The sequence below is a fragment of the Pseudomonas lundensis genome (genome assembly GCF_001042985.1).
Classification (GTDB): Bacteria; Pseudomonadota; Gammaproteobacteria; order Pseudomonadales; family Pseudomonadaceae; genus Aquipseudomonas; species Aquipseudomonas lundensis.
Window position 1 is genome coordinate 78,822 of the sequence record NZ_JYKY01000001.1, and the last position, 15,731, is coordinate 94,552.

A 15,731-nucleotide genomic window follows, 5' to 3' on the forward strand; every position below is an offset into this window, starting at 1 on the left:
CTCAAGCGTCGCCTGCGGCGTTGCGACTGACCACGCAATTACGCCCGTTTTTCTTGGCCTCATAGAGCGCCTGATCGGCACAGTGCAAAAAACGGGTTTGTGAATCGTCCGCGGTTACCTGTTGGGTGCACGTGCCAAGGCTCACGGTGATCGGTATACCCCCCGGTTTAATGGGGGGCAGTTGCTCAATGGTGTGACGAATACGCTCTGCGAGCTGCGCTGCACCCTCGGCGTGGGTGTCGGGCAGGACCATGGCGAACTCTTCGCCGCCATAACGGGCAACCAGATCAGTTGAGCGTCGCACGAAAGTCTTCAGGGTTTTGCCAACCAGGCGCAAGGCTTCGTCACCGTAGGGGTGACCGTAAGTGTCATTGAACGACTTGAAATGATCGACGTCGATCATGATCAGCGACAGCGGTTTGCGAGTGCGTTGAGCGCGAAGCCACTCAGTCGTGAGGGTTTCATCCAGTTTTCGGCGGTTGGCCAGTTCGGTAAGCGGGTCGGTGCGGATCATCGCTTCCAGCGTCTGCTCTGCCTTGCGTCGTAATTGCAGTTCGCGACCCAGCAGCCATGTCAGGCCGAGCAAGGTGATGCACAGCATCAGCGTCACACACCCGACCAACAACGCATTGCGCCGCCAACTGGCGAACACGTCTTCAGTGGCCAGTGAAACCACCACCACCAACGGCAGCTTGCCGACCTCAGAAAAACTGTACAGCTCCTCTTGGCCGTGTTTGCTGGAGACCGCAATAAAGCTGCCTTTGTGCTCCTTCAACAGGCGATTGAAGATCGGGTCGTGGCTCAGATCGTCCCGGGCATTGTCACGGCCGGGTTGCTGGATGAGCAGGGTGCCGTCGGTATTGATCAGGCTGATGGTGCTGTTGGCCCCGAGATCCAGCTTTTGAAACAACGAGCGAAAGTACTCGACCTTCATTTGGGCGATCGCCACACCCTGGAACGAACCGTCGGCACCGGAAATTCGACGGCTGAAGCTGATGCAGCACGCTCCCTGAGTGGCCTCGGTCGGGAAGGGATGGGAGATAAACAGGTCATTGCCGGATGAGTCACGCTGCTCGATAAAGCTTTGCCAATGACTGTAGTTTTTACCGGGCGTGTAATCGGCAAGGGAGCTGACCACCAGATCGCCTCGGGCGTTGAGCAGGAAAAAGCCACCGTTGTCGGGTGTTTCTTCAGCTTTATCGAACATCAACATTTGCTTCAGCGGCTGGGAAAGGTTGCCAAGGTCGCCACGTTTCGAGACCCGGATCAGCGCGCTGAGTGCGGAGTCGTATTGCTCAACGGTGTTTTGAACATCGCGATCGATCAGGCGAACAATATTGAGCGAGGTACGGATGGCCGCCAGTTCAACACTGCGATGCTCGCGCATCAGCAAAAACGCATTGATGCTGAGAATGGCCATGACGCACGCCGTCATGGCGATCAACAACCAGCCCTGCGTGATCGGTGGTTTAGATGAGTGGTGGGTTATTGCCATGCTGCGGTCGGCCTCTAGACAGCCCCTAAATAAGCACACCCCCACAAAAAAGCCAGCGTAAACGCTGGCTTTGTATCAGGGTTTAAAACACATCAAGAGGATAGTCGATGATGACGCGGTATTCATCGACATTGCTGTCGACCGCCTGATACGCCTCATTGCCCCGGTTGGCCGACCAGCGCAACGCGACGCCCAGGTCTTTCGCCGGGCCTTCCTGCAGCACATATTTGACGGTCAGGTCGCGTTCCCAGTGTTTGGCGTGCTTGCCGTCAGCGTTGTACCAATTGCCGTAACCCACGCTGTTGGGGTCAACCTTGGTCAGGTCAAGTTCACCGCGCGAGTACGAAATCATGGACGTCAGCCCGGCCAGGCCCACGCCGGCAAAGTCATATTCGTATTGAAGCTTCCACGAGCGTTCGTTCGGCCCGTTGAAGTCCGAATACTGCTGCGAGTTATCCAGATAAACGCTGTCGCCCTGATAGATGTAGTCAAACGGCGTGTTGCCATTGACCCGCTGGTACACCGCGGTCACCGTATGCCCGGCGACAGCCACGGCAAAATGCAGGCTGAAGGTGTTGTTGTCGATGTCACCCAGCAGGGCCTTGCCTGTGTCCTGAGTGTGATAGAAGTGCAGCCCCGGGTTCAGGCTGACGCTATCGGTCAGGGCGTAGGTGTAATCCAGATCGTAGTAGTACTGGTTCCAGATGTCTTGCAGCTCGGCCGCATACAGGTTGCTGGTGAGTTCAGGCACGCCGCTCCACGAGGCGCCAGCCCAGTTCATGTGCTTGCTGCTCTGACCATCGAGGTTGCCATACATGGTCGTCAGGCGGCGCATGCCGCTCTGGTTGTAAGGTTTTTCGAAGCTGACCTGGCCGCCTTCGAACATCCAGCCATCCAGGCTGTGATTAGTCAGTGTCACACCGCGGAAGGTCTGCGGCAGCATGCGCGTCTCGCCACCGGCGATCACCGGGTTGGTGAGGAACATGTCGCCCGCTTTCAACTCAGTGTCAAAGACGCGCATTTTTAGCGCAGCGCCAGCGGACGAAAACGCGGTAGGCGCTTTGCCACTACCGTCGCTGACCGGCAGGATGCTGCTGCCGTCCGTACCGCCACCACCGTCGAGTTTCAGACCGAGCATGCCGTAAGCGTCTAGCCCGAAGCCCACCACACCTTGGGTAAAGCCCGACTCGAACCGCCCGATGACCCCTTGGCCCCACTCTTTACTGTCATCCGCTTTGGGGCTGCGAATATCGTGGTTCATGTAGTAATTGCGAAAATGCAGCTTGAGGCTCGAACCTTCAAAAAAGCCGTCTTTGGCCGTTTCATCATCGGCGTAAGTAAGGGTCGGGATCGTTGCAGCCAGCGCTAGGAATAGCGGGCTGAAGTTGAGTGCGTTCTTCACCGGTCAGTAGCTCCTTTTAGGTGATGGCAGTTTTTATTTTCGTTAGAAACTCGGACTATTTTTGAAAGACGCCAAACGCCGTGACGGCTTTTTGAGAGCAAAAAAAAGCCGCTATAGTAGCGGCTTTTGAAACAATCAGTCACATATAAAGGCCGTGACTGACTGGGTCGGGAAGACTTCCTGGAAGGAATCAGCTGTCCTTGCTGTCATCGCTGGTGCTGGCTTTAACCTGTGTGTGCTGAGGCTGTGCCTCGTGTTGGTGGCTGGCGGCGAGTTCTTTTTGGTGCTGTTCAAAGGCGGCTGCGCGGGCTGCATTTTGTGCAACAAACGCTGGCGATTCTTCCGCCATGGCCAAAGGCGACAACAACAAAGACGACAAAGCGAAAACGCTGGCCATACCCATACTGCTGGACATTTCAAAGACCTTCTTGCTGAGCAAGTTCTGTGTGGTGCGATCAAAATATAGGCAACCCCCACCCCGAAAAAGCCCTGCTCTGGATAAGGACTTTTGCGTTTTGAGTAACAAACGTCAAGACGGGCGGACTAGAGGCAGTGCGCCGATCCAGCGTTTCATCAGCCCCGTTCAATCTTTTCCTTCACCGAGATGCGGGCGGCAATCAGGCTTGAATCACAGCCGTACTTAACCCTAAAGAAAACAAGGTTTTGGCCGATGCGCTGGTTATTAGAGAGGGGCGTCGATGCGTCTCTGGATCGGGGGGATGTGAATGAAAGTATGTGCGCTGGGGCTGGCGGCTTGTGTGTTGTTCGGGCTGTCCAATGAGGCGGTGTCTGAAACGGCTGCCATGAGTGGCACCGTCCATTTTCAAGGCAGGATTGTGGAAGCAGGGTGTGAGCATGGTCGTTCGGGAACCGTGGAATATGGCAATAAAACGCAGTTGATCGAAGTCGCGCCCAATGTGGTGTTGGCGGTGAACATGGCGAGCAATGCCTGCCGCACGGGACATTTACCGTTTGTCGCGTCCTATCAGAAGCTAAACACTCCCGCCTACAGTGAAGAGCAAGGTGTGCGCAACGGCGTGCTGACTATTTCCTACCTCTGAGTGCAACGCGGGGAGAGGATGGCAGGTATACTGCGCGGCTTTCTTCCTACCCCGCATCCTCCGGAGCTTTCATGACTTCCTCCAAACAACCGACGGCTCCTGAAACCCTCGCGGCTGAACAGGCCGAGCTGAAAGCCACTGCGAACGCCGCCGACAAATCGGCAGTTCCTGCATTCAGCTTTCCGTTCAACCCGTCGGCCTTCGCCCAGGCCAAAAAAGACAACCAGCCCTGGTATCAAAAGTCGGGCAAGGGCGGTCATGACAAAACCCCGGGCGCGCCACCCCATGGCACCCGTAAAACCATGGGCAAACGTTAATTTTTGACGTCGGAAAACCGGCGCATATCGCCGATTTTCAGTGGTTTACCGATTAACGTCGGCGAACCTGCGCCAGATCAGTATTTCGTTAATGGGTGCGCTTAGAGTCGACAGCCCTGCCGACTCCTCCCAATATTTCGAGCGCGCCTGTTATGAAAATCAATCTACCGATTACCGGCCGATCCGTTGATTTTGCACCCGACGCTAACATCCTCTCCACCACCGACCTCGACAGCCGTATCACCTACGCCAACCCCGACTTTATAAACGTCAGCGGGTATGAGTTGAGTGAGTTGCTGGGCAGCCCCCACAACGTGCTGCGTCACCCCGACATGCCCGCCGCTGCCTTCAGCCATATGTGGCAGACGCTCAAGGCTGGACGCTCATGGATGGGGATGGTGAAAAACCGCTGCAAGAATGGCGACCATTATTGGGTCAGCGCCTACGTCACGCCGGTCATGCAAAACGGCGAAACCGTCGAGTATCAATCGGTGCGTACTCACCCAACCCCGGAGCGGGTTGCGGTGGCTGAAGCGTGTTATGCCGGTCTGCGCGCAGGGCCGATGCCGCTGTGGAAGCGTCTGCCCACGTTGGGGTTGACCAGCAAAATAGCGTTATTGGTCAGTGCCGTGTTGGGTGCTGTCATGGCGATCGGCACGGTGATGTTGCCGCAGATTAATCCGCCAGCGGGTTTAGGGCTCTGGCTGGCGGGCAGCGTGCTCAGTTCGGCCGCCATCGCATGGGTGCTCAAACCTTTGAACGCTTTGGCCCGTCGCGCCAAGGACGTGGGGGATAACCCATTGAGCCAGCAGATCTATACCGGCCGCCAAGACGAACTCGGGCAGATCGAGTTCGCACTGCACATGTTGCAAGCCCAGGTCGGGGCTGTGGTCGGGCGTATCGGTGACGCTTCCCAGCGCTTGGCCGGGCACGCCGGTGAACTGGTGGAACACCTGCAAAGCAGCCACAACAGCACCCTGCATCAGCAACTGGAAACCGATCAGGTCGCCATCGCCATTAATGAAATGGCGGCCAGCGTGGCCCAAGTGGCAAACAATGCGCAGCAGGCTTCGCAGGCGGCTGATCGTGTCGAGCATGAAACCCGCGAAGGCTACGACCTGGTGATCAGAAGTCGCACCTCGGCGCAGCATTTGGCCACTGAACTGGTGCGAGCCACTGAAGTGGTTCATCACCTCGAAAACCACAGCAGTGATATTTCATCGGTGTTGGAGGTCATACGCAGCATTGCGGAGCAAACCAACCTGCTGGCGCTCAACGCCGCCATTGAAGCGGCCCGTGCGGGCGATCAGGGGCGCGGATTTGCGGTTGTGGCGGACGAAGTGCGCGGTCTGGCGCAGCGCACTCAGCAGTCCACCAGCGAAATTCAGCAGATGATCAGCACCCTGCAAAACGGTGCGCGGGCCGCGGTGCAGGTGATGCAGCAAAGCAGCGAGTACGCGCAAAGCAGCGCCAGCCAAGCGCAATTGGCCAGCAGTGCGCTGGACGGCATCAGCCTGCAAATCAAAAGAATCACCGAAATGAGCGTGCAGATAGCCTCGGCCGTCGAAGAGCAAAGCGTGGTCAGTGAAGACATCAACCGCAACATCGCGGGGATTCGCAGCGCCTGTGAGGTCACGGTCAACGCCGGGCAACAGAGCCAGCGCAACTCCGGGGATGTGTCCGCTCTGGCGGCAGCCTTGCGCAGTCTGGCTCAGGACTTCTGGCAGTCCCGGCGCTAGGCCGTCACAGCGTTTCGCGCTGGACCCAAACCATGCCGTGGCGGGCGTACAGGTTGCGGGCCTTGAGGTTGTGCTCCATGACCTTGAGGTCGACACAGGCTTCGCCACGCTGGCGGAACGCAAGAAACACATGTTCCAGCAGCGTGCTGCCCAGTCCGCGCCCGCGATACGCAGGGTGAACCACCAAATCCTTCAGGTACGCGCTGGTCCAGGCCTGCGCAACCCCCACCACGCGTGCGGCGTGTCGCAGCACAAAACACAGCGTGGGATCGTAGTCGGCATCGCGGCCCAGCGCCTGCTGCCATGCCTGCAAGGGGAGCACGCTGCCCTGTCCGTCGGCGTAGCCCGCAACAAGCAAGGCATGAACCGGCTCAATCAGGCTCGGGTTGAGGGTGCTCAGCGTGAAGCCTTCAGGCCAGGGCTGAGCGGGCGGCAAAGGGGCGCGCAAGTCCTTGCGCAGCAGCAGGCACGCCCCGCTCACGGGTTCAATACCCTTGAGCAGCGACGGTACGGGCAGCTTCAATCAGGCACTTGGTCAGGTCTGGCGACGAGAACTTGGTCAGCACCGCATTTGCCCCGGAGAGGCGCGCTTTCTCGCTGTTCATGGCGCTGTTGAGCGAGGTGTGCAACAACACATACAAGTGATTGAAGTCCGGGGTTTCGCGCAGCGTTCGGGTGAAGGCGTAGCCATCCATCTCGGACATTTCGATGTCCGACACCACCAGGTTGATCTGATCTTTCGTGCCCTGCAGTTCCAGCAAGCGGTCGATAGCTTCTTTGGCGCTGCGAGCGGTATGGCACTGCAAGCCCAGATTGCGCAGGGTAATCACAGATTGTTGCAGGGCGACCTGACTGTCATCGACCACCAGAATCCGTGCATTGGCCAGCAATTGCGCTTCTTCCATGGTCACGGCGTCCGGGTCCTCAACGATCTGTGAAGGCGCAATGCCGTGAATCACTTTTTCGAGGTCCAGCACCTGCACCAGCACGTCATCGACCCGTGTCACGCCGGTAATGAACGAGCGCGAACCGCCCGAACCATAGGGCGGCGGGCGGATGTCGGTACTCAGGCAATGAATGATCTTGCTCACCGCCTGCACATGCAGCCCCTGCTTGGAGCGGCTGACATCCGTGACGATCAGGCAGCCTCCGTTGGGGTCTTCCAGCGGCTGCTCACCGATGGCGCGACTCAAGTCAATCACCGCCAGCGACGCCCCGCGCAGCACGGCAATGCCTTTCACATGCGGGTGCGACTCCGGCATTTTCGTCAGTGGCGGGCAGGGGATGATTTCGCTGACCTTGAGCAAGTTAATCGCCATCAGCTTGCCGCTGCGCAAAGTGAACAGCAGAAGCGAAAGAGAATCTGCGCGGGCGTTGTGGGATGACATAAAAACCTTCTGTGTAAAGAGATGCGCGCGGGCCATAAGCCAACAGCGGCGAGCGATACAGGGTTATCGACCTGATTGGAAGGGTCTTTAGCAAAACCCCCGGATCAATCCCGGTTTAGGGTGGATGACGTTTAACAGCCTTGGCCATGGGCAAGAAAATCGTTCAGTTTTGACAGTTGGCCGCATCCGATCAGTAGCCAGAGTAATATCCGGGCTTTTCGTGGGCAGAGAAATCCGCTCAGATACACACCCTTGCGGATTAAATCGATTTCCCCGCCCGCGAATCCGTAAGTGTGGAAAGCCGTTGTCCCGGCCCCCGTGCGCGAACCCACGATGACAGGGAGGTTGATCGCAATCGCCTGTAGCGCGCATGACCACTGCTCACTGACATGACCAGCCCCCAAACCCGCAATCACCACGCCTTGATACCCCATCTGCTCCAACCGCTCAAGAATGAGGGTGTCAGCTGATAGTGAGGCTTCCAGTAACGCGATTTTGTGCGTTGTGCAGGAGGGTAAGGGCAGTGTCATTCGGGCATTACCGGGGCGCAGAAAGCGGGGCGTGCGCTCGATCATCAATCCCACAGGGCCGAGTGTCGCAGAGGTGAAAGCATTCAGGGCCAGGGTATGGGTTTTACGAACCGAGAGTGATGCGTGAATTTCGCCATTCATGACCACCAAGACACCCCTGCCTTTACTCGACCCACTTATCGCCACACGGCAGGCATCCAGCAGATTGGCAGGACCGTCAGCACCGGTCTCGCTGGCTGAGCGCATTGCGCCCGTTAAAACCAAGGGCGCATCGTGCGCCCACACGTACTCGAAAAACGTTGCGGATTCTTCAAGGGTGTCGGTTCCCTGGGTAATAACCACGCCTTCAGCGCCCAGGTTGATCTGCTCATTGGCCCATGCCAGCACCTCCAACAAAAGCTCAAAATCCACTGAGGCGCTGGGTAACAGGCTCAGCGTTTTGAGCCGTATGTGGGCTAATCTAGCCACTTCAGGCACAGAGGCCAGCAACTCATTACCGCCCAGCGACGGAGTAACGCCTTCGCCCGGCTCCACGCATTGCATGCTGAGGGTGCCGCCCAGTGTTGCGATGGCAATTGTCGGTCGAATCATGCGTTCCTCACTGATACGTAGAGGCAGGTTTCACAGATTTAAACCCGCCACGATGGCTGGCAAAAAGGTTAATTGGAGACCCAAAAGCAAAGGGCTGGAACAATCAGCAACGTACTGATTGCCATCGACAGGACGTTGCCGATGTAAGGGTGTACGTACGTTGGTAACCGTTGAGCAATGGCGCAGGCCAATGGCGGTGCCATTAAGGCCCCAAGAAAGGCACTGATGATCACCACCGTTGCACTGCCGCCGCAGGTCAGCACAGCGGCCGGTACCACGGAGACCAGTGGGACATACGTGGGATACCAGCCTCTTTTTTTCCATTGATGGCGCCACATCGTCACCCCCAGCAAAGAGGTCAAGGCTTGCCCTGCAACCAGATGCAGCACCAAGCCTGACCCATAGGCGGGACTCAAGGGGTTTAACCCGTAGGCCAGCAGCACGCCCACTAATAAACCCAGACTCGCCCACTCATTACCAAAGAAAGGCGCTTCGGAAAAGTCCGCCAGAACCCGGCGCATCGTCCATAACAACCCGTAATCCGGTGCCTTTCTCGCGGGAGGTTGAGCACGTTCAGGTGCAGATTCTGACGGCCGATTCACCAGAACAGGCATTGCACGACACAGCATAAAAGCTGCCGCGCTACCGACAGCCATCCCCAGTACATTGCCAATAACCACGGGTAATCCCAAAGGCGCGCACAGGTAATTGACGAATAACAGGCAAGCCGGGGTGACGAATAGCGCACCCAGGACGGCACCGTTAAGGGTTACTTTCCAGCCTCCACCAAAGAACAGAACCATGGCGGCAGGCAGCGATACAAACGCTGCGAATGTGGGTTGCCAGGTATCGGCGGACAGAGTCCAGCCCCACAACGCATTGCTCAGTAACAAACCCAGCAGGGAACTGGTCACCAGCCATGGCCACAGCCCCGAGCCGTAACTGATGCTGAAGCCTTGCCACGCAGGTGCGTATCGGCTGGTCCAGTAGCCCAAAGCGGCCCCGAGCAGCAAACCGAATGAAGCCAATTCATGCTTATAGAACGCGACCTCGGTGATGTCTCCGAGTACCCAGCGTAGCCAGGACATCGGGGACGGCAGCGCAGCCATCATCTCGCCATAGCTTGGCCAGTGTCCCGTATTTGAGTCCGTATAGCTCAGCGTCATCCAGATCGAAAAAAAAACGATGGCCAATGCGGCAGCCATGATGGCCCCTGCCAGACGGGCAGCCGCGCGTGATGTATCGCGTACTGGTGAGGAGTCCATGGTGGCACTCCCATCAGCGTGGAAAGCAAGGGTGATAGCAATAACCCAGCATCTCGTCATACACGTCAGTGCGACGATCCCGGTGCAGATCGTTCAGGTTGTTCCAGATCGGCGCGCTGCGTGCGCTGGCCAGATCGATATCGGCGTAAAGAATGGTCTGGGTATCTGCCGGCGCGATCTCGCCAATGGGCCAGCCATTGGTGCCAGCGATCAGCGAGCACCCCAAAAAGCGCTCGCCCTGTTCTTCGCCGATACGATTGGCTGCCGCGATAAACACGTTATTAACGTGGGCTGCGGTCATCGTGAGGTAGGAGGCCATGCATTTTCCCGCCTCATCGAACAGTGGCGGCGGGGTCCAGACCCAGTTGTTCAGGCTGCAAATGATATCGGCGCCTTGCTGGGTCAGCAGTCGCGGCACCTCCGGAAACCAGATATCCCAGCAGATCAGCAGGCCAATGCGCCCAATTGGCGTTTCAAACACAGGGAAACCCAGATTGCCCGGTGTGAACCACAGCTTTTCTCGATTCCATAAGTGGGCTTTGCGATATTTGCCGATATAACCGTCCGGCCCGATCAGCAGGGCGGTGTCAAACAACTGCATCCCCCCACGTTCCGCCAGCCCGGCCACCAGATAAATCTGATGTCGGGAAGCGAAATCACACCATGCCTGCGTACTGGGGCCGTCCGGGATGATCTCTGCATGCAGGAAGGCGTCCTGCCGATCTGCGAACGAATAGCCGGTATTGGTCAGTTCGGGAAGCACAATCAAATTCGCCCCGTTTGCGACGGCTTCCTTGGCAAGATCCAGACTGTTATCAAGGTTGGTTTGGCGATGCCGGGTGCCAACTTGCGGATCAAATTGCACCACGGCAACGCGCACACCGCTGACAGCTTTGCTCATGACTGACACCCTTTCTTGTTGGTATGAAGGTGTTCAGTAAGAGGATTTGTCAGCTCTGGCGTCTATCGGCGGCGTCTTCTCGGCTTGTAGTACGTTGCCCGCATCTTGGTAAGGTAGGTCAATATTTCCTACGCCATGAAGGTTTGAATTCTGTTTGCACTGCTGATGGTACAATTTTTAATGAATAGTAATAAATTTTATTGTGAACCTGATGCTGATTTTGTAAGTTTATTGGTTAATATTTTTTAGTTGTGTTTGGAGTCTTAGGTTGTGGGTGGGCGATGATTTATATCTTTGGTCTTGTTTGATATTCGGGGTAATTCTCTAGTCTGAATCCGCCGTTAAACATGGCATGAGTTGTGTTGCATAAGTTAATGACAGCATCAATTGCCCCTCTAAGGCAAGGTTCGGTCCAGCCGGCATCAACAGAAAAAGATTCGCCTGATAGATAGAGTCCTGATATATGAGCATGGTCTCGGTTGTATTTCATGAGGCTGACCGCATCGTAATAGGTCCCTGCGCGATATAGTTTTGCGCATCCTAATGCGTTTTTGTCAGTCATCCAGCGCTGCACAAATGATTTTTTTGAATCAATGAAGGGTGAGATAGGCGTTTTTATATTTCCTGAGCGCAATAGGATGCGATCAAGCTCGGCTAGGCATTTGGTAGTTAATTCTTGATCCTCGAAAGATGCTAATTTGGTTGCGTCATCTTCCCATGTGTAGCTAAGTAATATACAGTCGTATGGATAGTTTTCGTGATACCTGTAGGTGTACACATCGTGAATAAAGCTATCAGTTACGATTGTTTGTGGTATTTTTTTATTTTCAGATAAAAAATTCTTTTTTAGTGGGGCGTAGATCTTGCAACTGGTTTCCCAATGGGCGCTTTTATATGCATTGATAATTGAGTGCGGTAACATGGATTGGCTGAAATTTTCTAATTGAATATGTGTCTCGATTATCCATGATGGCAGGGTCATAATGACTGCATCGAAGTTATCGCTCCGTTCAGACTTTTCAGTAGGGTTGGAGATATTCCAATCATATGTTACTCGAATTTGTCCATTTTCGAGCTTGCTTAAGCGAGTCACTGAAGAGTCAGTTAAAAATCCACTTCCGCGCTTCAGGCAATGGTCGTAAAAAGAAACGCCGGATAGGCTTGTTTTCATGAACAACATACACTCGTCAAGGGCTGCCAGACCAAGATACCGGGGTGGTTGAAAACTTAAATTATTCGAGTCTTTCAGAGAATCATCTCCCAAATACGGAGAGGGCTTTGGATTGCCCTCGGTGTCAATTCGGCCATGTATCAGCTGCAAATTGCTACTAAAACCAAAAATTGCCGTGCGGAGAGGGTAGAGGCAGCAAATGTCATAAAAAGCTCCCCAGCTACCATCTCCAATCCCTATAGAGTAAAAAATGGCCGACTCTTCCGTACTCATTCCCAGTCCGCCGAAATCTCCCGGTGTATTCGATGACCACTTTGAAAGAGCCGGTAACGTCACTAATTCACGGAAGGGAAGGTTTTGATAGCGTGCAACGATAGCTGCCCATGTAGACTCCCAGTCTGAAGTTCCATATATTCGTGCCACGGTATCTGTCATTTGGTCTGCGAAACGGCGCCATTTTTTTATATATACCAGAGAGTTTCTCGCCAGGAGGTGGGGTATGACCCTCCGGATTTTTCCAAATCAGCATTTGAGGTTCGGGTTGATCTTCAAGTTTTCCTTCTTGCAAATAAATCCCGGTACTTCTAACGTGCGGTGTGCCAGGGTTAGGGAAGTCTGAAAGTGATAGTTCGAATAGTTTGCTGTAATAGGCCATTAATGATTGGCCCTCAGTGGGAGGTTCGCCGGCTTTGTTGAAGAGAGGTAAACGCATAGCACCCATCTCAAAGGGAGTACTGCCTAGTAATGGAGAATGGTCATGACTTACAATTGAGAAGTGACGCCCGCCAATGCGATTGGATTGTTCAATTAATGTGATGTTGGTAAAGCCGCAGCGAAGTAGTTCGTGTGCAGCATCAATCCCGTAATGCCAGCACCCACGATGCAGATTTTATAATCTGGTTGTGTTGAGTTGGCGATTCCAAATTGTTGCTCAACTAATTTTCGATAGTTGAAGCACAGATCCGGTGGCCCTGGGAAACGTCCCCTCCATCCACTTTCTAGGTGTTCAATTTGTTGCTTGGCAGCAAAGGCGGGATAGTCATAGGTAGATCCAATCGTCACGGTGATCATTCCATAATTAGTTGTTGTCTATGAGGCGAATTTTAGATGTGCATGGTGTGGCTGAGGTGGTACATGTTTAGAGTTTTTAATATTTCTAAATTGAATAATTTTTCGGTGGAGTGTTGTCAGTATTCTTCGTATGGCGGAGTTACATGATTTGCGATGGTATGCATGTTATGACCGAGTAACCTTTTGCTGTTCTAAGTCTCGCTGTTTGTGTCAGCCTCGGATTTTTTTAGGCTCTGTACGAAATCAGCCGAAACCAATTTGAATTCCGCAGGCGCCGAGTTTCAGTAAAGTCCGCGACCATCAAAGGCAGGAGCCCACGATGGCCAAACGATACAAACTCCCCGACGCCGCCTGGGATTTGGTTGCAGACATCTTCTATGAACTCCGCCGCAGTGGGCGCCCACGAGCAGATGATTGCATGATGCTCAACGGCGTCCTCTGGGTGCTCTGTTCTGGCGCTGCCTGGCGCGATATGCCTGAGCGCTTTGGCCCATGGTCGACGGTTTATCAGCGCATCCGTGATTGGCGCAATCGCGGAGCGTTTGACCAGATGCTCAAGCGGCTTCACATCAAACTCAACGAGCAAGGGTTAATTGATCTGGAGACCTGGATGATTGACTCCACCGCAGTACGAGCAACCCGGACCTCATCTGATGCTGGGAAAAAAGGGGGCCTGAAGAACCGCAAGATCATGCGCTCGGGCGCAGCCGGGGCGGCCTGACCACCAAAATCCATATGCTGTGCGATGCCAACGGTGTCCCGCTGAAGTTCCTATTATCCGGTGGACAGGCCAGTGACATTGCTTACGCTCAGCCGTTGCTCGACGAAGCGTACATACCCAGCTTGCGCGGTCGCCCTCGCAATCGCTGCCGATGGTTGCTGGCGGACAAAGGCTATGACGGTGAAGCGTTGCGTCGCTACTGCGACCGGTATCGGATGCAGCCGGTGATTCCTCTGCACAGTATGAAGCGCAAACCTAAGCCGGGGTTACCGAGATTGTTTGATCGTCCCAAGTACCGACAGCGCAATATCATCGAGCGTATGTTTGGCTGGCTGAAGGAGAACCGCCGCATCGTTACGCGCTTCGACAAACTCGCGAAAAGTTATGCGGCGATGGTCTCTCTGGCCTGCGCCATGCGATGTTTACGACATTACTTTTCGTACAGAGCCTAAGGACCTATTTCAACCCCAACCGCTTGGCCAGTCGCCCCAGATTGGCCCGGTCCAGTCCCAGTTCGCGTGCGGCGCTGGCCCAGTTGTGTTGATGGCGCTCCAGGCAGGCGCTGATGAGGTTTCTTTGGTAGTGCTCAGTCGCTTGGCGCAAGTCGCCGGTTGTCTCGGGCAGTGCGGTGGGTGTGGGTTGGGCCGCCTCGGTGACGCGGGTGGAGGGTAGGTCCAGGTCGTGGGCGGTGAGGGTCAGTATGCGCGGGCGTGTCGGGCAGTTGCCCAGGGCTTTGAGGGCGCTGCGGCCGATGAGGTGTTCCAGCTCGCGCACGTTGCCCGGCCAGTCGTAATGCACCAGCGCGGCTTGCGCGTCGGGGCTCAGGCGTAAGCTGCCCAGGCCCATGCGTGAGCGGTTTTGCTCAAGGAAGAAGCCGCTGAGCAGTAACACGTCGCGCCCGCGTTCGCGCAGGGCGGGTACTTTAAGTGGGTAGACGCTGAGGCGATGGTAGAAGTCGGCGCGGTAGCGGCCGCTGCGCACTTCTTCAGCAAGGTCGCGGTTGGTGGCGGCGATCAGGCGAACGTCAACGCGGTGCTCCTGATCCGATCCCAAACGTTGCAACTGGCCGCTCTGGAGCACGCGCAGCAGTTTGGCTTGTACGGTGAGTGACAGTTCGCCCACTTCGTCGAGGAACAGCGTGCCGCCGTTGGCCAGTTCGAATTTGCCCCGCCGATCGTTGGTGGCGCCGGTGAAGGCGCCGCGTACGTGGCCGAACAGTTCGCTTTCGACCAACGTGTCGGGCAGCGCCGCGCAATTGAGGCTGATCATCGGTTTGTCAGCGCGTGGTGAGGCGGCATGAATCGCTTGCGCCACCAGCTCTTTGCCCACACCCGTTTCGCCGGTGATCAGGACCGTCAGGTCACTGCTGCCCACCAGCGCGATTTCGTCGATCAGACGTTTGTGGGTTTTGCTCTGGCCTATCAATTCTTTGTGGGGGGAGCCGTTGGCCTGCCGGTACAGCTCGGCCTTGAGTTGTTCGTCTTCCACCCGCAACGCCAGCCGTTCAATACGCTGGGCCACGTTTACCGTAGCGGCCGCGAGGCTGGCGAAGGCTTGCAGGGCATCCAGCTCGATGGGTTCGAAGCGTTTAGGGTCCAGGGCATCCAGGGTCAGCAGTCCCCAGGGTTTCTCGTCAATGAACAGCGGGCAACCCATGCAATCGTGAATTTCCAGATGCTCGGCCAGCCCGTCCACTAGGCCGTCGTACGGGTCGGGGAGGTCGCAATTACTGGGGAATCGTGTCGGGCCGGGGCTGCTGAGCAACACGTCAAAGCGCGGGTGTTCGCTGACCTTGAAGCGTCGTCCGAGGGTGTCGAGGCTCAGGCCGTCAACCGCCAGCGGCACCAGCCACTCGCCATCAAGGCGCAGCAAGGCGGCGGCATCGCACGGCAGCAGAGCGCGCATGGCCTCAAGCAAGCGGCGGTAACGCTCGCTCTCTGGCAGTTCGCGGGACAGGTCAGCGACCAGGGGCAATAACGTGGTGAGCAGAAGTCTTGCAGTCATTTTGACCTCATGTAGTCGAACCGACTATAAATCAGCCTGAGTCATAATGACTAATATTGTTTTAACTGACTGTTT

The 15,731-nt window shown here is 55.8% G+C and carries 12 protein-coding genes and 3 pseudogenes; 5 read left to right on the forward strand and 10 right to left on the reverse strand.

Annotated features, from left to right (window positions below; translation table 11 throughout):
* Position 1 precedes the first annotated feature (1 nt).
* From TU74_RS00385 to TU74_RS00395, 3 genes are all read right to left on the reverse strand, one after another.
* The gene (locus TU74_RS00385; protein WP_048374489.1) at positions 2–1,495 is read right to left on the reverse strand and encodes a sensor domain-containing diguanylate cyclase; all 1,494 of its coding nucleotides are present in this window, start codon (positions 1,493–1,495) and stop codon (positions 2–4) included.
* A gap of 82 nt (positions 1,496–1,577) precedes the next feature.
* Complete coding sequence (locus TU74_RS00390) at positions 1,578–2,897, reverse strand: OprD family porin (protein WP_048374492.1); 1,320 nt, start codon at positions 2,895–2,897, stop codon at positions 1,578–1,580.
* Between the two features lie 190 nt (positions 2,898–3,087).
* Entirely contained in the window at positions 3,088–3,312 is a 225-nt protein-coding gene (locus TU74_RS00395) for a hypothetical protein (protein WP_047278885.1), read from the reverse strand.
* A gap of 310 nt (positions 3,313–3,622) precedes the next feature.
* Between TU74_RS00395 and TU74_RS00400 the strand changes: the two genes are divergently transcribed.
* From TU74_RS00400 to TU74_RS25015, 4 genes and pseudogenes are all read left to right on the forward strand, one after another.
* Positions 3,623–3,958 carry a hypothetical protein gene (locus TU74_RS00400; protein WP_048374495.1) on the forward strand — a complete coding sequence of 112 codons (336 nt, stop codon included), beginning with the start codon at positions 3,623–3,625 and terminating at the stop codon, positions 3,956–3,958.
* Between the two features lie 71 nt (positions 3,959–4,029).
* Positions 4,030–4,275, forward strand: a complete 246-nt coding sequence (locus TU74_RS00405; protein ID WP_048374496.1) for a hypothetical protein — start codon at positions 4,030–4,032, stop codon at positions 4,273–4,275.
* A gap of 152 nt (positions 4,276–4,427) precedes the next feature.
* Positions 4,428–4,709, forward strand: a pseudogene (locus tag TU74_RS25010) (PAS domain-containing protein); the annotation flags it as partial.
* 312 nt (positions 4,710–5,021) lie between these two features.
* Positions 5,022–6,014: pseudogene (locus tag TU74_RS25015) on the forward strand (methyl-accepting chemotaxis protein); the annotation flags it as partial.
* A 4-nt stretch (positions 6,015–6,018) separates the two neighbouring features.
* Here the strand turns inward: TU74_RS25015 and TU74_RS00415 are convergent.
* The 6 genes and pseudogenes from TU74_RS00415 to TU74_RS23220 all read right to left on the reverse strand — a co-directional run bounded on the left by TU74_RS00415 (position 6,019) and on the right by TU74_RS23220 (position 12,922).
* Positions 6,019–6,495, reverse strand: a complete 477-nt coding sequence (locus TU74_RS00415; protein ID WP_048374738.1) for a GNAT family N-acetyltransferase — start codon at positions 6,493–6,495, stop codon at positions 6,019–6,021.
* Positions 6,496–6,499: 4 nt separating this feature from the next.
* Entirely contained in the window at positions 6,500–7,402 is a 903-nt protein-coding gene (locus TU74_RS00420; RefSeq protein WP_048374501.1) for a chemotaxis protein CheV, read from the reverse strand.
* A 131-nt stretch (positions 7,403–7,533) separates the two neighbouring features.
* The gene (locus tag TU74_RS00425; protein WP_047292181.1) at positions 7,534–8,523 is read right to left on the reverse strand and encodes an asparaginase; all 990 of its coding nucleotides are present in this window, start codon (positions 8,521–8,523) and stop codon (positions 7,534–7,536) included.
* A 68-nt stretch (positions 8,524–8,591) separates the two neighbouring features.
* Entirely contained in the window at positions 8,592–9,689 is a 1,098-nt protein-coding gene (locus TU74_RS00430; RefSeq protein WP_226942093.1) for a hypothetical protein, read from the reverse strand.
* A 112-nt stretch (positions 9,690–9,801) separates the two neighbouring features.
* Positions 9,802–10,689: a nitrilase family protein gene (locus TU74_RS00435; protein WP_047292183.1), complete on the reverse strand. Its 888-nt coding sequence runs from the start codon at positions 10,687–10,689 to the stop codon at positions 9,802–9,804.
* A 286-nt stretch (positions 10,690–10,975) separates the two neighbouring features.
* Positions 10,976–12,922 (reverse strand): annotated as a pseudogene (locus TU74_RS23220) (flavin monoamine oxidase family protein).
* 328 nt (positions 12,923–13,250) lie between these two features.
* Here TU74_RS23220 and TU74_RS23225 point away from each other — a divergent pair.
* Positions 13,251–14,104, forward strand: a protein-coding gene (locus TU74_RS23225; protein ID WP_088500171.1) for an IS5 family transposase whose coding sequence is annotated in 2 segments (ribosomal slippage) — positions 13,251–13,592 and positions 13,595–14,104 — 852 coding nt in all. Because the reading frame shifts where the segments join, the coding sequence is not laid out codon by codon here.
* Positions 14,105–14,108: 4 nt separating this feature from the next.
* Here TU74_RS23225 and norR read toward each other — a convergent pair.
* Entirely contained in the window at positions 14,109–15,656 is a 1,548-nt protein-coding gene (gene norR / locus TU74_RS00450; protein ID WP_048374507.1) for a nitric oxide reductase transcriptional regulator NorR, read from the reverse strand.
* Between the last annotated feature and the right edge of the window lie 75 nt (positions 15,657–15,731).